19 protein-coding genes, 1 tRNA gene and 2 pseudogenes are annotated in these 17,913 nt (G+C 65.0%); 8 read left to right on the top strand and 14 right to left on the bottom strand.

All coding sequences use genetic code 11. The features are described 5' to 3' along the window. Positions 1-20 precede the first annotated feature (20 nt). From AC07O3_RS01840 to AC07O3_RS01870, 7 genes are all read right to left on the bottom strand, one after another. The gene (locus AC07O3_RS01840) at positions 21-731 is read right to left on the bottom strand and encodes an ABC transporter ATP-binding protein (protein WP_495338439.1); all 711 of its coding nucleotides are present in this window, start codon (positions 729-731) and stop codon (positions 21-23) included. After that, a complete protein-coding gene (locus tag AC07O3_RS01845) occupies positions 728-1,489 on the bottom strand; it encodes an ABC transporter ATP-binding protein (RefSeq protein ID WP_093176799.1) in 762 nt (253 codons plus the stop codon). The genes AC07O3_RS01840 and AC07O3_RS01845 overlap by 4 nt, the downstream gene beginning before the upstream one ends. Continuing rightward, complete coding sequence (locus AC07O3_RS01850) at positions 1,482-2,462, bottom strand: branched-chain amino acid ABC transporter permease (RefSeq protein WP_495338440.1); 981 nt, start codon at positions 2,460-2,462, stop codon at positions 1,482-1,484. The genes AC07O3_RS01845 and AC07O3_RS01850 overlap by 8 nt, the downstream gene beginning before the upstream one ends. Then, on the bottom strand, positions 2,459-3,331 hold the full coding sequence (locus tag AC07O3_RS01855; protein WP_093058989.1) for a branched-chain amino acid ABC transporter permease: 873 nt from the start codon (positions 3,329-3,331) through the stop codon (positions 2,459-2,461). Before AC07O3_RS01855 ends, AC07O3_RS01850 begins: the two co-directional genes overlap by 4 nt. Positions 3,332-3,343: 12 nt before the next feature. After that, entirely contained in the window at positions 3,344-4,549 is a 1,206-nt protein-coding gene (locus tag AC07O3_RS01860; protein WP_307614618.1) for an ABC transporter substrate-binding protein, read from the bottom strand. 21 nt (positions 4,550-4,570) lie between these two features. Beyond that, positions 4,571-5,353 (bottom strand): GntR family transcriptional regulator, encoded by a 783-nt coding sequence (locus AC07O3_RS01865; RefSeq protein WP_495338441.1) that lies wholly within the window; start codon positions 5,351-5,353, stop codon positions 4,571-4,573. Between the two features lie 163 nt (positions 5,354-5,516). After that, positions 5,517-6,524, bottom strand: a complete 1,008-nt coding sequence (locus tag AC07O3_RS01870; RefSeq protein WP_495338442.1) for an AraC family transcriptional regulator — start codon at positions 6,522-6,524, stop codon at positions 5,517-5,519. Between the two features lie 179 nt (positions 6,525-6,703). On the opposite strand from AC07O3_RS01870, the gene AC07O3_RS01875 reads away from it, so the two are divergent. The 6 genes and pseudogenes from AC07O3_RS01875 (at position 6,704) to AC07O3_RS01900 (ending at position 12,771) form a co-directional block, all read left to right on the top strand. Then, positions 6,704-7,495 carry an SDR family oxidoreductase gene (locus AC07O3_RS01875; RefSeq protein ID WP_495338443.1) on the top strand — a complete coding sequence of 264 codons (792 nt, stop codon included), beginning with the start codon at positions 6,704-6,706 and terminating at the stop codon, positions 7,493-7,495. Positions 7,496-7,523: 28 nt separating this feature from the next. Then, positions 7,524-8,762 carry a styrene monooxygenase/indole monooxygenase family protein gene (locus AC07O3_RS01880; RefSeq protein WP_495338444.1) on the top strand — a complete coding sequence of 413 codons (1,239 nt, stop codon included), beginning with the start codon at positions 7,524-7,526 and terminating at the stop codon, positions 8,760-8,762. 14 nt (positions 8,763-8,776) lie between these two features. Then, a pseudogene (locus AC07O3_RS01885) lies at positions 8,777-10,009 on the top strand (styrene monooxygenase/indole monooxygenase family protein); the annotation flags it as partial. Next, positions 9,986-10,510 (top strand): flavin reductase family protein, encoded by a 525-nt coding sequence (locus AC07O3_RS01890; protein WP_256330825.1) that lies wholly within the window; start codon positions 9,986-9,988, stop codon positions 10,508-10,510. The pseudogene AC07O3_RS01885 and the gene AC07O3_RS01890, both read left to right, overlap by 24 nt. 46 nt (positions 10,511-10,556) lie before the next feature. Next, the gene (locus tag AC07O3_RS01895; RefSeq protein WP_495338445.1) at positions 10,557-11,840 is read left to right on the top strand and encodes a dienelactone hydrolase family protein; all 1,284 of its coding nucleotides are present in this window, start codon (positions 10,557-10,559) and stop codon (positions 11,838-11,840) included. A 94-nt stretch (positions 11,841-11,934) separates the two neighbouring features. Next, positions 11,935-12,771 (top strand): winged helix-turn-helix domain-containing protein, encoded by an 837-nt coding sequence (locus AC07O3_RS01900; RefSeq protein WP_495338446.1) that lies wholly within the window; start codon positions 11,935-11,937, stop codon positions 12,769-12,771. Positions 12,772-12,881: 110 nt separating this feature from the next. Here AC07O3_RS01900 and AC07O3_RS01905 read toward each other — a convergent pair. The 3 genes from AC07O3_RS01905 to AC07O3_RS01915 form a co-directional block, all read right to left on the bottom strand. Next, positions 12,882-12,958: transfer RNA gene (locus tag AC07O3_RS01905), tRNA-Arg, on the bottom strand. Positions 12,959-13,277: 319 nt separating this feature from the next. Continuing rightward, positions 13,278-14,318, bottom strand: a complete 1,041-nt coding sequence (locus tag AC07O3_RS01910) for a tyrosine-type recombinase/integrase (protein WP_495338447.1) — start codon at positions 14,316-14,318, stop codon at positions 13,278-13,280. Positions 14,319-14,338: 20 nt separating this feature from the next. Continuing rightward, positions 14,339-14,590: a DUF4224 domain-containing protein gene (locus AC07O3_RS01915; RefSeq protein WP_495338448.1), complete on the bottom strand. Its 252-nt coding sequence runs from the start codon at positions 14,588-14,590 to the stop codon at positions 14,339-14,341. 149 nt (positions 14,591-14,739) lie between these two features. On the opposite strand from AC07O3_RS01915, the gene AC07O3_RS01920 reads away from it, so the two are divergent. Beyond that, positions 14,740-14,922: a hypothetical protein gene (locus AC07O3_RS01920; protein WP_495338449.1), complete on the top strand. Its 183-nt coding sequence runs from the start codon at positions 14,740-14,742 to the stop codon at positions 14,920-14,922. Positions 14,923-15,062: 140 nt separating this feature from the next. Here the strand turns inward: AC07O3_RS01920 and AC07O3_RS01925 are convergent, their stop codons facing one another. Genes AC07O3_RS01925 through AC07O3_RS01935 form a run of 3 tightly spaced genes read right to left on the bottom strand, consistent with a single transcriptional unit; the run spans position 15,063 to position 16,362 of the window. Next, a complete protein-coding gene (locus AC07O3_RS01925) occupies positions 15,063-15,764 on the bottom strand; it encodes a hypothetical protein (RefSeq protein ID WP_495338450.1) in 702 nt (233 codons plus the stop codon). Next, complete coding sequence (locus AC07O3_RS01930; protein WP_495338451.1) at positions 15,745-16,062, bottom strand: hypothetical protein; 318 nt, start codon at positions 16,060-16,062, stop codon at positions 15,745-15,747. The genes AC07O3_RS01925 and AC07O3_RS01930 overlap by 20 nt, the downstream gene beginning before the upstream one ends. Positions 16,063-16,077: 15 nt before the next feature. Further along, positions 16,078-16,362: a hypothetical protein gene (locus AC07O3_RS01935; RefSeq protein ID WP_495338452.1), complete on the bottom strand. Its 285-nt coding sequence runs from the start codon at positions 16,360-16,362 to the stop codon at positions 16,078-16,080. Between the two features lie 60 nt (positions 16,363-16,422). Between AC07O3_RS01935 and AC07O3_RS01940 the strand changes: the two are divergent. Beyond that, positions 16,423-16,953 (top strand): annotated as a pseudogene (locus AC07O3_RS01940) (DNA adenine methylase); the annotation flags it as partial. An 18-nt stretch (positions 16,954-16,971) separates the two neighbouring features. On the opposite strand, the gene AC07O3_RS01945 reads toward AC07O3_RS01940, so the two are convergent. Continuing rightward, complete coding sequence (locus tag AC07O3_RS01945) at positions 16,972-17,808, bottom strand: hypothetical protein (protein WP_495338453.1); 837 nt, start codon at positions 17,806-17,808, stop codon at positions 16,972-16,974. Positions 17,809-17,913 lie beyond the last annotated feature (105 nt).

Here is a 17,913-nt window from a genome sequence, read left to right on the forward strand (position 1 = left end):
GGGGTGCTTTTTTTGAGGGCTCAGAGCCCCAGGTACGCGCGCCGCAGTTCGTCGCTGCCGAGCAACTCGCCAGGCAGGCCCGAGAAGCGCACGCTGCCGTTTTCCAGCACGTAGGCGCGGTCGGCGATTTCGAGCGACTGGCCGACGTTCTGCTCGACCAGCATCACCGCGAGGCCGCCGTCGCGCAGTTCCCGGATCAGCGAGAACATCTCTTCGACCAGCAGCGGCGAAAGGCCGAGCGAGGGCTCGTCGAGGATCAGCAGCACCGGCTCGGCCATGAGGCCGCGCGCGATCGCCAGCATCTGCTGCTCGCCGCCGCTCATGGTGCCGGCGTGCTGGTCCATGCGCTCGCGCAGCCGCGGGAAGATGTGGAACGACTTCTCCAGGTTAGCCGCACGGCGCTCGCGTGCCCGCGTGAAGGAGCCGAGCTCCAGGTTCTCGCGCACGCTGAGGTTGGGGAACACCTTGCGGCCTTCGGGCACCTGGATCAGGCCGGCCTTGACGACGTCGCGGTAGTGCGCGCCGCTCAGGTCCTTGCCGTCGAAACGCACCGTGCCGCCCGAGGCCGGGCAGAGGCCGCAGACCATCTTGTTGAGCGTGGACTTGCCCGCGCCGTTGCTGCCGAGCAGCGCGACCATCTCGCCCGCGTTCACGTGCAAGTCGACGCCGCGCAGCACCTCGACGCGACCGTAGCCGCCGCGCAGTCCCTGAATATCGAGCAGTGCGCTCATGCTGCAACTCCCGATGCGGCCTTGCGCAGCCGCGCCGCGGTGCCGTGGCCCAGATAGGCTTCGACGACCTTGTCGTCGGAAGTCACCTGCGCCGGGGTGCCCTCTGCGATCAACCGGCCCTGCGCCAGCACCCACACATGCTCGGCCAGGTGCATCACGGCCTGCATGACGTGCTCGATCATCAGCACGGTGACGCCGCTGTCGGCGATGCCGCGCACCACCGGCATCATCTCGGCGATCTCCTGCGGGTTGAGACCGGCGAGCACTTCGTCGAGCAGCAGCAGGCGCGGCCGTGTTGCGAGCGCGCGGGCCAGTTCGAGGCGCTTGCGGCCGGCGACGGTGAGGTCCGAGGCGGGCTTGTCGAGCTGCGGCGCGAGGCCCACGCGCAGCGCAACAGCTTCGGCGTTCTGCAGCGCCTCGGCGCGGCCGCGCACATGCAGGTGCGCGCCGACGGCGATGTTCTCGCGCACGGTCTGCGCGGCGAAGGGCTTCACGATCTGGAAGGTGCGGGTCATGCCGAGCGCGGCGTTGCGGTGCGGCTCGCGGCCGGTGATGTCCTGCCCCGCGAAGCGCACGGTGCCGGTGTCGGGCTTGAGGAAGCCGGACATCAGCGCGAACAGCGTGGTCTTGCCCGCGCCGTTCGGGCCGATCAGCGCGCTCAGGCTGCCCTCGCGCACCGAGAGGCTCACGTTCTGCACGGCCTTCAGGCCGCCGAAGGAGCGCGAGAGGCCATCGATGGCCAGCAGGGCTTCAGTCATTGCGGCCTCCCTTCGCCTTCCACAGCTGCCGCACCGACAGCCCGATGCCCGCGATGCCGCGTGGCACGAAGATGACGATGAGCACCAGCACCGTGCCGTAGATCACCATGTTGATGCCGGGCAGTTCGCCGAAGAGGTTGCGCGTGAAGTCCGACAGCAGGTGCAGCACGACGGCGCCGAGCACCGGCCCCCACATCGTGCCCATGCCGCCCACGATGGCCGCGACCAGCGCCTCGATCGACACGGCCGGGCCGTAGGCAATCCCGGCATCGATGTACTGGAACACCTGCACGTAGAACGCACCGGCCGCGCCCATGAAGGCTGCCGACAGACCGATGGCCGCCAGCTTGACGCGGAACGGATTGACGCCGACGGCGCGCGCCGCATCCTCGTTGTCGCGCACCGCCTGCAGGTAGGCGCCGAAGCGGCCGTTGCGCAGCCACCAGGTCACGAGCAGCGCGGCGACGACCATCGCGAGCACCACCCAGAGATAGCCAGCGCGCGTCGAGAACTGCAGGTTGGCCACTGACTCGCGCAGCGGCACCATGAGCCCGACGCCGCCACCGGTGAAGTCGACCGACAGTGCAAGGATGCGAAACACCTCGGCAAAGGCCAGTGTGACGAGCGCGAAATACGAGCCCTTGAGGCCGTAGCGGAAGGTGAGGGCGCCCATGAAGAGGCCGACGAGTGCGGCACCGATCACCGCGAGCGGCAGCGCGACCCAGGCGTTGATGCCGCCCTGCAGCTGCGCGATCGCCTGGATGTACGCACCGGTGCCGAAGAACAGCGCATGCCCGAACGAGAACTGCCCGCCGAAGCCGCCGAGGATGTTCCAGGCCTGTGCGATGAGCGTGGCGTAGAGCGCCATCATCACGAAGTTGAGCGTGACGCCCGAGGTGGTGACGAACGGCACGCAGCCGACCAGCACGGCAAAGAGCGCAATGCCCGCGAGCTGCTTCAGGCCCGCGCTCATGCCTTGGCTCCGAACATGCCCTGTGGCCTGAAGAGCACCACGCCGATGAAGATCGCGAAGATGCCGATCTGGCCGAGCGATTCCCCGAGGTACAGCCCGCCGAGCGACTCGACCACGCCGACGAGGAAGCCGCCGATCAGCGCCCCGACGAAACTGCCCATGCCGCCGAGCACGACGATGGTGAAGGCCACGAGCACGAAGCCGCCGCCGACCTGTGGGTTGACGTAGTAGGCCGGCAGCAGGAAGCACGCGGCCGCGCCGAGGCACGCGAGGCCGATTCCGAAGCTCATCGCGTAGACATGGTCGACGTCGATGCCCATGAGCTTGGCGCCCTCTTTCTCCTTGGCGACGGCGCGGATCGCGCGGCCGAGGTCGGTGCGGCCCATGATCCAGAACAGGATGCCCGAGACGACCAGCGCACCCGCGAAGGCGACGAGCTTGGGCACGGCGATCATCGCGGGGCCGATGGCGACGGTGCTCAGCGAGTAGGCGGTGTCGATGTTGCGCGTGTCGGACTTGAAGAACAGCAGCGCGAGGTTCTCCATGACGATGGCGATGCCGAGCGTGGCGAGCAGGATGTTCTCGTCCTTGCCGTGACCCGCGCGGTTGATGACCACGCGCTGCAGCGCGTAGCCGAGCGCGAACATGCCGAGCACCACGATGGGCAACGCAAGGTAGGGGTCGACGCCCAGGCGCTCCTTGAGGAAGTACACCGCGTACAGCGCCAGCATCAGGCTGGCGCCGTGCGCGAAGTTGATGATGTGCAGGACGCCGTAGATCAGCGTAAGCCCCAGCGCGATCAGTGCGTACACCGCGCCCGTCGTCAGCCCGTTCAGGACCGACGGGAAAAGAATGCCGAAATCGAACATCCCGCCTTCCGATCAGGCAGCGCGCAGCGGGAACACCGGCTCGACCTCGCGATAGTCGCGCGGAATGATGACCTTGATGTCGTTCTTCACCACCTGCGTCATGAGCGGCTGCGCGCCTTCGTTCTGGCCGTTGACGAACTTCGTGGGGCCATAGGGCATGAAGTGGTTGCCGAAGGTGCTCTTCTCGAGCGCGTCGACGATTGCGGCACGCTCCGTCGACTTGGCGCGCTCCAGCGCATCGGCCAGCAGCCACATCGCGGTGTAGGTCATGAAGACCTCGTAGCTGAAGAACTGGCCCTTGGCCTCGACGCGCTTGCGCAGGTCCTGCGCGCGCTTGTCCTTCGGGTTGAACCAGTGGTTGCAGTCGATGATGCCGTTGGCCGCATCCGGAAATTCCTTCACGAACTTGTAGCTCGATGCCGCGCCGCCCAGCACCGAGAAGATCGCCTTGGGCACCACCTTCTGCTGCTGCATGGTACGCACCAGCAGCGCGTATTCGTTGTAGTAGTTGGCCGGGATCACGATGTCGGGGTTGATCGACTTCATGCGCAGCACGATGTTGTTGAAGTCGCGCGTGGGGTTGGCGTGCTTCACCACCTCCTTCACCTCGAAGCCGTAGCCCGGCAGCTCGCGCGAGAGCAGCTGTGCGGTGCCGGCGCCGAACAGCGACTCTTCGTGGATGATCATCACGGTCCTGGCCGGGTTGCCCGCGGCCTTGTTGAGCACCAGCAGGTTGGCCATGGCCACCTCGGTCGACTTCTTGTAGCCCGGGCCGAAGCGGAAGGTGTTCTTCAGGCCGCGCTCCACGATCTGGTCGGCCACGCCCACGTCCACCACGTGCGGCAGGTTGTACTTGGCCGCGGCCTGCGTGGTTGCGAGGCAGATGGCCGAGGCATAGGCGCCGACGATGGCCGAGACGCCGGCCTCGTTCATCTTCTCGACCTCGGCCGAGCCGGCCTGCGGCTGCGATTGCGCATCGCCCAGCAGGGCCTCCAGCTTCGCGCCGCCGAGCGACTTGATGCCGCCCGCGGCGTTGATGTCCTCGATGGCCATCAGCGCGCCGAGGCGGCATTGCTGGCCCGAATAGGCCAGTGCCCCGGTGACCGGATGCAGCACGCCGACCTTTACGGTCCTGGGCTGCGCCCCTGCCACGAGCGGGAAGGCAACGGCAGTCGCCAGGGCGGCGGACTGCGACACGAAACGGCGGCGGTTCTGCATGGTGGGGCTTTCCTTTTCTCTTCAGTTGAACTGGGCTGACACGTCTTTGCTGACCCACACCTTCGCGTCGATGCTGCCCACGCGGGAGAGCTGCATCTCGTAGGTGTAGCGATCAGGGCGGTAGAGGCCATGCAGCCATTGCACGGGCCGCTCGTCTTCGTCGTAGATCAGGCGGCGCACTGCGAGCAGGGCCGAGCCGACCGAGACATCAAGGTGCTGTGCGAGAACGTTGTCGGCCAGGCGCGCGGAGATGGTCTGGTGCGCGCGGCCCACCTTGACGCCCGACTCCTCGAGCAGCACGAGGATGGGCTTCTTCGACAGCTCGCGGCGGCCGAAGCGGCGCGCGATCGTGTCGGGCACGTAGGTGGTGATGTGCGAGAGCGGGCCCTCCTTGGTGGAGCGCACGCGTACGGCTTTCTGCACCGGGTCGCCGAGCTGCAGCTGCAGCGCCTCGGCCACCTGGGTGGAGGCGGTGATGGTCGCGACCTCGATGACCTTGACCGAGGTGTGCAGGCCCATGGTGACCAGGTTCTCGAGCAGGCCGCGCAGATTGGCGCGTTCCATGCTTTTGGTGCCGGGGCTCTCAACGCTGACCGGCGGTGGCAGGGCACGCGTGCGGCGGCCGGGGTTGCGCGCGATCAGGCCTTCGGAAGACAGCTGTTCGAGTGCGCGGCGCACCGTGACGCGCGCCACACCGAATTGCGCCATGAGCGCGAGCTCGCCGGGCAGGCCCTCCGCGAAACGCCCTTCGTGCAACTGTTCACGCAGGACCAAGTAGATCTGGTGATATTTGGGCAAAGGCATTTGCGACATGCCTTTGATGTTTTTGCAGTTTCAATGTTCTGTCAATGGGACATTTGAGATCGAGAGGGGTCTCGGGCCAGACTGGTGGAATCGCGCACCGTCGATGCGGCGTTTCAGACCCTCGACGAAGCGGGGGGGCATCGAACAGGGGGGGGGAGGCGCATCAGAAGGCGCGCGATGCCCGAGTCTCGGACGGCCGCTCGCCGAAGCGGGCGCGGTATTGCGCCGCGAAGTGGCCCAAATGAAGAAAGCCGTACTTCTGCGCCACCTCTCGCACGCCGACTGCGGCGACGCCGGCCGATGCCAGCAACTCGGCCCGCACCCGGTCGAGCCTGATCTCGCGCAGAAACTCCATCGGCCCCTGGCCCGCGTGCTGGCGAAACGCCAGCTGCAGCGCGCGCGCACTGCAGCCGACTTCGCTGCAGACGTCGGCCAGCGACAGCGGTTCATCGGCATGGGCTGCCATGTATTCCTGCGCCCTGCGGACCACGCGCGGCAGCAGGCTGCGCTGCGCTTCGCCGGCCAGGGCGCGCGAATGGTTGTGCCCTGCCGACATCAGCAGGCTCGCCATCAGGTACGCCTCGGCATGCTCGGCCAAAGGGCCGCCGGCCTGCAGCGTGTTGCCGGCGTCGAGCGTGAGCCGCAGATAGTCGATGAAATGCACCACCGGCGCCAGTGCGGGGTTGTCCAGCGGCACGCCCAGATCGAACACCAGGGCCTGCCTGACGGGGGCCTGCAGCAGCGACTCGAGCCGCGAGAGCAGCGCCGAGCGCGCCAGCCGGACGATCAGGTGCGGGCTGTCGTCGGCCCAGCGCATCGACAGCGGTTCGGTGGGCGAGGGCAGCGATGCGAGACGGGGCGTCGCTTCCACGTGCTGCGCGCCGCAGTGAATCTCGGCGCCGCCGCGCAACGGGATCTGCAACAGGAAGAAATCCTGCAGGTAGCCGGGGTCGATCTGCACGCCGGGGCCGTACTGCACGTAATTGAGGCTCACGTCCCGATGCAGCCGCGCGCTGTGGTGGCAGGCGTCGAGTTCGGTGCGGGGTCGCAGCATGACCAGGCCGTGCGGACAGAACACGCGGGCCACGCTTTCACGGGCCTCGTCCATGTCGTGGCTCTCGAAAAGCCGGTAGCGCTGCAGCGGCAGCGGTGGGGTCGTGACGGTTTCCATGGGGCGCAGTCACCCTAGCAAAAACCATCCCCACCCACAATTCGGATCACCCCTCGACAAAAAACCTGCGCGCCAGGGACAGGGCCTGCGTTTGCGGGATTCGCCGACCGCCTGCTTGCTCATAACGTTCGCTCCACAGGCCAACCGGCCTGCCCGATCAACCGAGGAGAGCAAGCGTCATGTTCAAGGGACTCGAAGGCAGGAGCGCCATCGTCACCGGTGGCTCCACACTGATAGGCGCCGGCGTGGTGCGCGCGCTGCACTCGGCCGGCGTGAAGGTCGTTGTCGCCGATATCGATGCCGTCAACGGTCAGGCACTGGCCGATTCACTCGGCTCCGGCGTGCGCTTCGTGCGCACCGACATCACCGACGACGCGCAAGTGCAGGCCTGCGTGGCGCAGGCGGCCGCGCAGCATGGCGGCGTGCACTTTCTCGTGAACCTTGCGTGCTCGTATGTGGACGACGGCTTCAAGTCGCCGCGCGCCGACTGGCTCACGTCGTTCAACGTGAATGTTGCGAGCGCGGTGGCGATGCTGCAGGCCGTGCACCCGCACATGGTGGCGGCCGGCGGCGGGGCAGTGGTCAATTTCACGAGCATCTCGTCGCGCGTGGCGCAGACGGGGCGCTGGCTCTATCCGGTGAGCAAGGCCGCGATGGCGCAGCTCACCCGCAACATGGCGATGGACCTTGCGCCGGATGGCATCCGCGTGAACAGCGTGTCGCCGGGCTGGACATGGTCGGCGGTGATGGACCGCCTCAGCGGCGGTGACCGCGCCAAGACCGACCGCGTGGCCGCGCCTTTCCATCTGCTCGGGCGTGTCGGCGACCCGGACGAGGTGGCGCAGGTGGTGCTGTTCCTCTGCTCGGACCACGCGAGCTTCGTGACCGGCGCCGACTACGCGGTGGACGGCGGCTATGCCGCCATGGGCCCCGAGCAGGCCGTGCCCGCCATTCCCAAGTTGATGGACTAGCTCCGAACGGAGTATCAAGGAGCAAGCAATGAAGCGAATCGCCATCGTCGGCGCGGGCCAGTCGGGCCTGCAACTGGGTCTCGGACTGCTCGCGGCAGGCTACGAGGTCACGATGTTCAGCAACCGCACGGGCGAAGACATCCGCCGTGGCAAGGTCATGTCGAGCCAGTGCATGTTCCACACCTCGCTGCAGATCGAGCGCGACCTGGGCCTGGACTTCTGGGCGCACGACTGTCCCACGGTGGACGGCATCGGGCTGGCCGTGCCGCATCCCGAGCAGAAGGGGGCCAAGGCCATCGACTGGGTCGCGCGGCTGAATTCGAGCGCCCAGTCGGTCGACCAGCGCGTGAAGATCCCGGCCTGGATGGACGTGTTCCAGAAGAAGGGCGGCGAACTCGTCTTCAAGGACGCGGGCATCGACGAGCTCGAGGCCTGTACGCAAAGCCATGACCTCACGCTGGTGGCCAGCGGCAAGGGCGAGATCTCGAAGCTCTTCGAGCGCGACGCCCACAAGTCGAGCTTCGACAAGCCGCAGCGTGCATTGGCCCTGACCTACGTGAAAGGGATGAAGCCGCGCGAGCCGTACTCGGCCGTGTGCTTCAACCTCATTCCCGGCGTGGGCGAGTACTTCGTGTTCCCGGCGCTGACCACGACGGGGCCCTGCGAGATCATGGTGTTCGAAGGCGTGCCCGGTGGCCCGATGGACTGCTGGGCGGACGTGAATACGCCGCAGGAACACCTCGCGCGCAGCAAGTGGATCCTCGACACTTTCACGCCGTGGGAAGCGGAACGCTGCACGAACATCGAGTTGACCGACGACAACGGCATCCTCGCGGGCCGCTTCGCGCCGACGGTCCGTAAGCCGATCGCGACATTGCCCTCGGGGCGCAAGGTGCTGGGTCTGGCCGACGTGGTGGTGCTCAACGACCCGATCACGGGGCAAGGTTCCAACAACGCGGCCAAGTGCGCCGACACGTACCTCAAGAGCATCCTCGCGCGCGGAGATGGCGCGGCCGATGCCGCGTGGATGCAGCAGACCTTCGACCGCTACTGGTTCGGCTACGCGCAATGGGTCACGCAGTGGACCAACATGCTGCTCGCACCGCCGCCGCCCCATGTGCTCAAGCTGCTCGGCACCGCCGGCGCGATGTCGCCGCTGGCCAGTGCTTTTGCCAACGGGTTCGACGATCCGCGCACCTTCTTCCCGTGGTTCGCGGACCCCGCGGAGGCGGATCGCTACATCGAAACCTGCGCGAACATCGCGTAGCCTGGAGCGAACGCATGAAGCGACGTGTGGCCATCGTCGGCGCCGGACAGTCCGGCCTGCAGCTCGCGCTCGGCCTGCAGCGCGCGGGGCACGAGGTGACGGTTCTTTCGAACCGCACAGCGAGGGAGATTTTCGAAGGGCCGGTGATGTCCAGCCAGTGCATGTTCGAGACCGCGCTGCAGACCGAGCGCGAGCTGGCGCTGGACTGGTGGACGGACAAATGCCCACCGGTGGAAGGCATCGGAATGACGGTGCGCAACCCGGAAGGCGGCAAGGCCCTCGAATGGAGCGCGAGGCTCGACGGGCCTGCGCAGTCGATCGACCAGCGGCTCAAGATACCCGCCTGGATGGCGGAGTTCGAAAAGCGCGGTGGCCGGCTCGTGCTGCAGGAGGTGGGGCTCGATGCGTTGGAGGCTTGCGCCGCAACGCACGATCTTGTGGTCGTTGCAAGCGGCAAGGGCGAGATCTCGCAATTGTTCGAGCGCGACACGGAGCGCTCGCCATTCGATCGACCTCAGCGTGCACTGGCGCTGACTTATGTGAAGGGGATGAAGCCGCGCGAGCCGCACTCGGCCGTGTGCTTCAACCTCATTCCCGGCGTGGGCGAGTACTTCGTGTTCCCGGCGCTGACCACGACGGGGCCCTGCGAGATCATGGTGTTCGAAGGCGTGCCCGGTGGCCCGATGGACTGCTGGGCGGACGTGAATACGCCGCAGGAACACCTCGCGCGCAGCAAGTGGATTCTCGACACCTTCCTGCCGTGGGAAGCCGAGCGCTGCACGAACATCGAGTTGACCGACGACAACGGCATTCTCGCGGGCCGCTTCGCGCCGACGGTGCGCAAGCCAGTGGCGACGCTGCCTTCGGGGCGCAAGGTGCTGGGGCTGGCCGACGCTGTGGTGCTCAACGATCCGATCACCGGCCAGGGCGCCAACAACGCGGCCAAGTGCGCCGACATCTACCTGAAGCGGATCCTCGAGCACGGCGACGCACCGTTCGACGCCGCGTGGATGCAGGAAACCTTCGACCGTTACTGGGAAGGCTATGCCCGCTGGGCCACCGACTGGACGAACAGCCTGCTCGCGCCGCCGAAGCCGCACCTGCTGAAGCTGCTGCAAAGCGCCACCCATATGCCCGCGGTTGCGAGCACCATCGTCAACGGCTTCGATGATCCGCGCATCTTCGCGCCCTGGTGGTTCGATGGCGTCGAGGCAGACCGTTTTCTGGAAACCCGGGCGCGCGAGGCGGTTGTCGACCGCTTCGACCGACGCGACTTCCGCAAGGCCCTCGGACAGTTCACCACCGGCGTGACCGTCATCACGACCCGGGCCCTCGACGGCCGTCGCGTGGGCATGACCGCCAATTCGTTCTCTTCGGTCTCGCTGGACCCGCCGCTGGTGTTGTGGAGCCTGGCCCGGCAGGCGCCGAGCGTGGCCGACTTCACCGGCGCCAGCCACTTCGCGATCAATGTACTGGCGGCGCACCAGCACCACCTGTCGCGGCAGTTCTCCACGCCGCAGGCGGACAAGTTCGGCGGGGTGGACTGCTGCGAAGGCACGGCCGGCGTGCCGTTGCTGAGTGGCGTCATCGCCCGGTTCATCTGCCGCAACGTGAAGCAATACGACGGCGGCGACCACCTGATCTTCATCGGCGAAGTCGAGCGCTACGACCGCTTCGACGGCGAGCCGCTGGTCTTTCATTCGGGCTACTACCAGGTGACCACGCGACATCCGGAATGCGTGCAATGAGCGCATGGCCCGCACCATCATCCAACCCTTGAACGGAGCAGTTCACATGCAGGAAAAATCGCCCGACGCCACGCACCACATCCGCATCCAGGCCACCGACGGCAGCGGCAGTTTCAGCGGCTACCTCGCCGTGCCGAGCTCGGGCAGCGGCCCCGGCTTGGTACTCGCACAGGAAATCTTCGGCATCAACCACACGATGCGCGAGGTGGCCGACTACTACGCCGAGGAGGGCTACGTGGTGCTCGTGCCCGACCTGTTCTGGCGGCAGGAGCCGAACGTGGAGCTCGGCTACAGCGAAGCCGACTGGCAACGCGCCTTCGCGCTCTACGGCGGCTTCGACGAGGCCAAGGGCATGGAAGACATGCAGACCGCCATCGATGCGCTGCGCGGCCGCGCCGAGGTGCCTTCGAAGGAAGTCGGCGTACTCGGCTTCTGCCTCGGCGGCAAGCTGGCCTACCTGGCGGCCTGCCGCACCGATGCGGACGTCGCCGTCGGCTACTACGGCGTGGGCATCGACGCCGCACTCGACGAAGCCGACAAGATCAAGCGCCCGCTCACGCTGCACATCGCCGAGCTCGACAAGTTCTGCCCGCCCGAGGCGCGCGACCGCATCGTCGCCACGCTCCAGGGCCGGCCCGGCGTTTCGCTGTACGTGTATCCAGGCATGGACCACGCCTTCGCACGCGCCGGCGGCGAGCACTTCCACAAGCCCTCGGCGCTGATGGCGCACGAGCGCAGCATCGCCACGCTGAAGGACGCCATCGGCCCGCACTACGACCTCTCGGCGCTGTGGGATAAGCACTGCGAATACGAGTTCGCCACCCGCAACGTCGACGACACCATGTCGACCATGGTGGCCGAGCCGTACGTCAACCACATCCCGACCATGACCGGCGGCGTGGGCTACAAGGCGCTGCACGCGTTCTATACGAACCACTTCGTCAACAGCAATCCGCCCGACACCTCGCTGGTGCCGATCTCGCGCACGGTGGGCGCCACGCAGGTGGTCGACGAGATGCTGTTCTGCTTCACGCACACCACCGAAATCCCGTGGATGCTCCCGGGCGTCGCGCCCACGGGCAAGCGCGTCGAAGTGCCACTGCTCGCGGTCATCAAGTTCCGCGGCGACAAGCTCTATCACGAGCATATCTACTGGGACCAGGCCAGCGTGCTGGTGCAGGTGGGCCTGCTCGATGCGAAGCTGCTGCCGGTGGCGGGTGTCGAGACGGCGCGCAAGCTGCTGGACGAGACGCTGCCGTCGAACACCCTGATGTACTTGGGTAACAGAGGTGGGCAAGCGAGCCTGGAAATCTACGCACAGACCACGTAAGCCCAGGTCGGGCATTCGAACACCGTCTTTGCGAACGCAGAGAGGCAACGCCGCCTCATCGGCAGAAATGATGAATTAGATCAATAACTCCTCGATGCATATAAAAGTGCAACGGCTCCACCTGGGCGCTGGAACAGGAGAACTTGTGCGACTGTATGTTTCCCCGCTTCCTTTTGAAACCGCACTGAGCGGCTCGTTTCTCGGCACCAGCCATGCACGCAGCGCAGAGCTCGACGAGGACATGGACCCCATGCGGGTCTTGCTCATCGACCATCAATCGACCCAGTGCAAGACCTTCAACGAAGGACTGGAGAGAAACGGTTTCACCGTGGACATCGTGAACAGCGAAAACGCAACCGTGAACCCGGCCATCGCACAGGACTACGCGCTCATCCTCCTGAACTCGATGCGACCTGGCCAGGACGGAGCCCATGCCGTTCGAACGATCCGGCGCAAGACGGATGCACCTCTCCTGGTTCTGACCGAACGCGACAGCGTTGCCGCTCGCATAGCGGGCCTGGAGCTTGGAGCGAACGACTATCTGGTCAAGCCGTTCCAGTTTTCCGAACTGCTTGCCCGCGTCAAGGCGCTGGCCCGCAGCACCGGTGTACGCCCGCAACCAGTGCTGCGCCTGGCCGATCTGGAGCTCGACGAGCGGCGCGCAAAGTTCTCCCGCGATGGGACCGAACTCGAACTGACCAGGATGGAGTTCACGTTGCTGGTGGTGTTGCTTCGCAACCAGGGCAAGGTACTTTCACGGTCCCAGCTCGCCAGGCGCGTCTGGGATATGGAATTCAATGCCAAGACCAACGTGGTCGACGTAGCCATCCTTCGCCTGCGCAGCAAGCTTGACGCCCCGTTCGAGTCGAAGTTGCTGCATACGGTGCGAGGCGAGGGGTACGTCCTCGAGGAACGTACCGAACCCTTGTAGAGCAAGAGCAGGTGGACAGGCGGGTTGAAGAGAGGGAGCGAAAACGCGCATTGCGTGTCGCGGGTTGCCTCAAGTCACAGGACGATTTGGAGAGGTTTGGGACTGGAAACTGGCCTGCCCGGAGGGGATCGAACCCCCGACAACCTGCTTAGAAGGCAGGTGCTCTATCCAACTGAGCTACGGGCAGATTTCAGGCTGGAGAGAAGCCAAGAAAATCAATGACTTAGGAGCTTTTTCTCTTAAGCAGCAGCGGCAGATTCTACCGAGTTCCACACCTTGGCTCGCTGCACTCCACGATCCAAAACGAAAAATGCACACAGCCCGCTGGTGACTGTGTGCATTTCATTTTTATGGTCGGGGCGAAAGGATTCGAACCTTCGACCCTCTGGTCCCAAAACAGACCGAGTTTTCTTAAAAATCAACAACTTAGCGCGATTTTGTCCAACGGACGAATCGACCTTCGAGACCTCTTTTCCCTCTGAGCGAAAAACGCCGTTAGAAGGATTTCAGCGCGTCGCGCTCGTCTTTTTTGCCCGCTTGTGGCGCACGTAGTCGGCCGTCTGGGTCTGCGTGCTGTGGCCTCCCATCGTCTGCGCCTGGCCGATTCCGCGGTCGCTGACACCGTCAATGTCCGTGAGCGCCTTCGCGCGCAGGTCGTGAAAGTGGGCGTTCTCGACCTTGGCCCGCTCCCGCGCGCGCGTCCAAGCCGTCGAGGCACCGTCGTAGGTGTAGGGCTTGCCTTTCAGCGTGGAGAACACGTAGCGCATGCTGACCGGCTTGGCTTTGCCGAGCTTGCCCTTCTGCCCGGGCACCGGCGGCGGGTGTTTCAGCCGCTCAATGACCGCTTTCAGCTTCGGCGTCCATTCGATCAGGATGCGCACGGCCGTCGAGTCCTCGGTCTTGGCTGGTTCGAAGAGGATCCCTTCCTTCCGGATCTGCGACCACTCCAAGGTCAACAAGTCGCTGATGCGCTGGCCTGTCAGGTAGGCCATGTCGATCAGGCAGCAGATGGTGTGGCCCGAGCGCGTGCGGTGACCGTCGTCGCCGTAGCAAGCCGCCACCTTGATGCGCCGCAGCTCGCTGTCCGTGATGTAGCGCGTGCGCGCCTTCACCTTCTTCGTTTTGACCGGGTCGACCGGGTTACTGCCAGCCGGTCGGAACCCCTTTACCTCGGCGAACCGCAGGCGCTCGCGCAGTGCAGCGCGGTAGGCGTTGTAGCTGCGCGGCTGTGCGTCCCAGGTCTCCAGGAAGTCGATCACGACAGGCGGTGTGATGTCGCGGGCTCGGAACTCTGCGAAGGCCTCCGCGATCGCCTTGTTGTGCGTCCTGTCGTCGGCCTGGGTCTTCTCGGTGTGCTTGCTCCCGATCTCTTTCATCCAGGCCGCGCACAGCTTCGGAAGCATGTCGTCGAGTGACTTGTCGGTCTCGATCTTGGCCAGCGCCAGGTACATGGCCGACAGACCTTCCTTGACCCGGCACAGCTTCGTCCACTTCCGCGTCTCGCCATCCGCGGCGACGTGGTAGTAGCTGCCGCTCTTCTCGTACACCCTCGGCGGTAGGTCGCGTTTCATGCTCTCTTCCTCGTGATCGGGCGAAGTTTGGGTTCGTTGGCTGGCTTGCTCGCGCCGGCGCAGATCGCATCGTAGTGGGGTCGCTCAAGGATGACACTGCCGTCAACCCGCGACCGGCGCGCACGGTAGAACCCTTGTAGCAGCAGTTCGGTCATTTGCTCAGCGGCCCGCTTGTAGCCGGTGAGTTCTCTGAGTTCGGTCTTTGTCAGAACTGCGCTCCTCGTGTCAGCGGTCGGCTGCATCTTCATGGCACCTTCCATTCTCGGTGATCGAGCCTGTGCCCCGTAATGCCTCGTAATTGGAGAAGGAGGTTGTGCTGGCTACGCTTTGGCGGTGCAACTTCGCGGCAGCGATGCTCGAGCGAAGTGCCGATCAACCACGTTCCAAAGGAAAAGATATGACCGCACCGATTGCCAACATTACCGGCCCTCTGAACCAGGCGACGAAGGACCTCACCGAAACTCAAATCCAATTGGCCCAACAATTGATCGTGAAACACAAGATCACGGACTCTGCATTTGCGGCTGCGGTGCTTACGAATCTCGCCATCAACTTCCGAGCGCTGAAGGCCAAGGACTAGTCCCCAAGTTCGGCCTGCTGGGGGACGAGTAGGCGTGTGGACGTGGATGAGTCTCAAGAAGACTCCTTCATGCTGAGCAGTTGGGACTGCGTGGTGCCGTGCTGATCGATCGCGGAAATGTCGCGTGGAGGGTGCAGAGCTCATGCCTGGCCCTTTTCTCCAGTTGCAGCCAAACGTAGAACAGGCGGTAGCAACATGACGCCGTCGCGCAGCGCCTCGAAGCTTCCGTCGTTCAGCACGTCGAAGTCGGCGGCGATTCGATGCCGCTCGCTGCTGTGATGCGCCGTATCAGAACACAGCGTTGTAGCGCGCGGGCTGTGAATGCGCACCTTGCTGAGTTGGACGCCGAGCGCGTGCAGTGCGGCCTCCTCGACCGGGTCGCGCAAATCCGTGATTGCAATCCGACGAAAGCCTACAGCGGCTTTCCGGCCGATCCAGTGGGTGACGATGTCGGCGTAGTAGGTCGGACGGTAGCGCCGCTGAAAGTCTGCCCAATGCTGCATTGCCCAGCGTGGGCTTCGCGGCTCGTGCCGACTCTCGCCGGCATCAAAGCACCAGTTGATGAAGGCTGGCTCGCTGCACATGCCCACGGCAAGCGCGGGGATCGACCATTCCTTCGTCGGCCGGTGGTTCAGCATCCGTTCGTCGATGCGCCATGCTGCGGCGATTTCGCGTCGCAGCGCATCGGCAAATGCGATGGTCTCGAAGCGGCAGTGGTTGTGCAGGACAGCGGCGGCGCTGTCCTTGCCTGCTCCGGTTTCTCCGGTGAAGGCGATCACCGTGATGCTGCGCTGGGTGGTCTTGTCCAGGAGGCCGGGAGATTCAATGTAGACGCGTTTCATGTTGAAAGTTCTGTTGGAGTGGCTCAGTCGTCGTCGCGCTCGCCCGAGGCGGCGCGCTTGCGGTCGAAGAGGGGGAGGCCGCCAGCGGGCGGCAACTGCGGCCGGCGAGCCGGCTGGCGGGTGTGCATGCCGGCGTGAAGCCGGCGGCGGTCGGGTGCTTGGCTGCGATGCGCACGAGCCGGCTGCGGCGCGCGTCCTGCATCACCACGTCGAAGCTGTCGGCCCAGCAGAAGCGCCGCGCCATACGCGCGCATGCCTCGCGCAACTGCTGGTCGTTGGGTTCAATCGCGTGGGCCATGTCGCTTCGCCGTGGTCAGTACCAGGCTTGCATGTCGAGATGCCGGGCATTCGGGCCGCAACTGCCAGTGGCGGCGCGCGCCACGTCCAGCGCTTCGGGCTGGCCGGCCAGCCGCACGGCCGGGCTGTCGCACAGCAGGCGGCCGGCCCGCGTCGTAGAGTGCGTGCACAGCACACAGGCGCGGAAAGGCGTGACCAGCGCGGGCACGGGAAACTTGCTGTGCCCGACGCAGGACGGTGAGACGAACACCACCTTGGCCGCGGGCTTGGCGCCTACCTCTACGAGGGCGAGCACCGTCATTTCGTGCCTCGCAAGGGCATGGGCACCACGTTGTCGAGTTCGAGGCTCTGCTGGCGCTCCTGGGCGCTCACAAGCCGCGAGATCTTCGGTTGGCTCAAGGAGACGCCGCCGGCAACGCTGACCGACATCCAGCGCGCGGCGCGCTTCTTCTACCTGCAGAAGCATTCATTCGGAGGCAAGGTCGAGGGCCGCACGTTCAGCACCGCGACCGCGTCGCCCGGCCGGATGAACCTGTTGCGCATGGAAGAGGATCTAAGTGCGGTGCACCTGCGGCTGCACCAGGTCACCATCGAGCGGCTCGACTGGGCCGCGTGCGTCGAACGCTATGACCGTAGCCACACCTTGTTCTACCTCGATCCGCCGTACTGGGGGACCACTGGCTATGACGTGCCGTTCGGGCTCGAGCAGTACGACCGTCTGTCTGCGCTGATCAAGTCAATGAAGGGGAGGGCGGTGGTCAGCGTCAATGACTTGCCCGAGATACGTCAAGCCTTCGCCGGACTGAAGCAGCGTCCGCTGTCGATAACCTACTCAGTCGGCTCGGCTGACCGCCGCTCGCCGTCGCGTGAACTTCTGATCACGAACTTCTGATGTTTTTTCGGCGGGGAGTCACTGCTCCCCGTCTAGAGCTGTGCCTACACCGCACCCGTCTTGCAAAGTTCGGCGAGCCAATTCGATTTCCTTCTCGAGCTCATCGGCGAAGGTGATCCACGGACAGAAGGCTACAACTCGCTGCTGTGGGTACCAGCAACTCTGTATGCCGATCAACGCATATTTACAGACGCCATCGACCTCTCTGACTTGGAAGACCGGCCCACCGCTCAGGCCGTCTGCGTTTGCCATGATCTCTTCGGAGCCATCGATCAATCGCGCGTAGATTTGATTTTCAGCGCGAGCGTCGACATCCGGCGGCGCCGGTGCGGGCATGAGACGAATGATCACAAACTTCGCGCTGAGCGTTGTGATGCCGTCGAAGGTGACCGATTCCGAAGGAACGCCCATGACTGCCCACTGAATGTCAGGTGAAGGCACAGGGTAGGCCCATGCTGATCGGCCCAACGCGGACACTCCGCCAACCTCGAGCAGGCGTTGGATATGACCATGCAGGTAGATCACCGCATAGTCGAGACCCGAAGCGTCGTTCTCGATGACTAGCCACTCGTCGCGCGTGAATTCGAACGGGATGGCTTTGTCATTGAATCGACCCCGCGCAGCTCTTTGATCACCTAGGCGCCAGGTGGTGAAGTTCGAACCGGAGCGCAAGGCTTCATCCAGGCGTCGAAGAACGTGGCCTGCGGTCACGTAGAACCACCCGTCTGAAAGTTCGGCAACGAAGCCCGAGAAGACCAACTGCTTCTCGCTCCCACTTGGAGGCGTCTGCACGCACGACAAGGTGACGAAATGGACTTCGGCCGTTGTCTTGAAGTGATGCATTAGCTCGACCATGGGATGCAGTATGGCCGACGCCACGATGCCCACTGGATGTAGGCGGCGACGCGAGCTACGCCGTGCCGCATTGATTCCACACCCACCTTGACCCCTTCCCCTTCG

The sequence above is a fragment of the Variovorax sp. GW821-FHT09D05 genome (assembly GCF_059416325.1).

What these genes read in the sequence shown, in the direction of transcription:
- AC07O3_RS01840 (WP_495338439.1), bottom strand. Translation starts at nt 731, where the DNA reads ATGAGCGCACTGCTCGATATTCAGGGACTGCGCGGCGGCTACGGTCGC.
- AC07O3_RS01845 (WP_093176799.1), bottom strand. Translation starts at nt 1,489, where the DNA reads ATGACTGAAGCCCTGCTGGCCATCGATGGCCTCTCGCGCTCCTTCGGC.
- AC07O3_RS01850 (WP_495338440.1), bottom strand. Translation starts at nt 2,462, where the DNA reads ATGAGCGCGGGCCTGAAGCAGCTCGCGGGCATTGCGCTCTTTGCCGTG.
- AC07O3_RS01855 (WP_093058989.1), bottom strand. Translation starts at nt 3,331, where the DNA reads ATGTTCGATTTCGGCATTCTTTTCCCGTCGGTCCTGAACGGGCTGACG.
- AC07O3_RS01860 (WP_307614618.1), bottom strand. Translation starts at nt 4,549, where the DNA reads ATGCAGAACCGCCGCCGTTTCGTGTCGCAGTCCGCCGCCCTGGCGACT.
- AC07O3_RS01865 (WP_495338441.1), bottom strand. Translation starts at nt 5,353, where the DNA reads ATGCCTTTGCCCAAATATCACCAGATCTACTTGGTCCTGCGTGAACAG.
- AC07O3_RS01870 (WP_495338442.1), bottom strand. Translation starts at nt 6,524, where the DNA reads ATGGAAACCGTCACGACCCCACCGCTGCCGCTGCAGCGCTACCGGCTT.
- AC07O3_RS01875 (WP_495338443.1), top strand. Translation starts at nt 6,704, where the DNA reads ATGTTCAAGGGACTCGAAGGCAGGAGCGCCATCGTCACCGGTGGCTCC.
- AC07O3_RS01880 (WP_495338444.1), top strand. Translation starts at nt 7,524, where the DNA reads ATGAAGCGAATCGCCATCGTCGGCGCGGGCCAGTCGGGCCTGCAACTG.
- AC07O3_RS01895 (WP_495338445.1), top strand. Translation starts at nt 10,557, where the DNA reads ATGCAGGAAAAATCGCCCGACGCCACGCACCACATCCGCATCCAGGCC.
- AC07O3_RS01900 (WP_495338446.1), top strand. Translation starts at nt 11,935, where the DNA reads ATGCATATAAAAGTGCAACGGCTCCACCTGGGCGCTGGAACAGGAGAA.
- AC07O3_RS01915 (WP_495338448.1), bottom strand. Translation starts at nt 14,590, where the DNA reads ATGAAGATGCAGCCGACCGCTGACACGAGGAGCGCAGTTCTGACAAAG.
- AC07O3_RS01920 (WP_495338449.1), top strand. Translation starts at nt 14,740, where the DNA reads ATGACCGCACCGATTGCCAACATTACCGGCCCTCTGAACCAGGCGACG.
- AC07O3_RS01925 (WP_495338450.1), bottom strand. Translation starts at nt 15,764, where the DNA reads ATGAAACGCGTCTACATTGAATCTCCCGGCCTCCTGGACAAGACCACC.
- AC07O3_RS01930 (WP_495338451.1), bottom strand. Translation starts at nt 16,062, where the DNA reads ATGGCCCACGCGATTGAACCCAACGACCAGCAGTTGCGCGAGGCATGC.
- AC07O3_RS01935 (WP_495338452.1), bottom strand. Translation starts at nt 16,362, where the DNA reads ATGACGGTGCTCGCCCTCGTAGAGGTAGGCGCCAAGCCCGCGGCCAAG.
- AC07O3_RS01945 (WP_495338453.1), bottom strand. Translation starts at nt 17,808, where the DNA reads ATGGTCGAGCTAATGCATCACTTCAAGACAACGGCCGAAGTCCATTTC.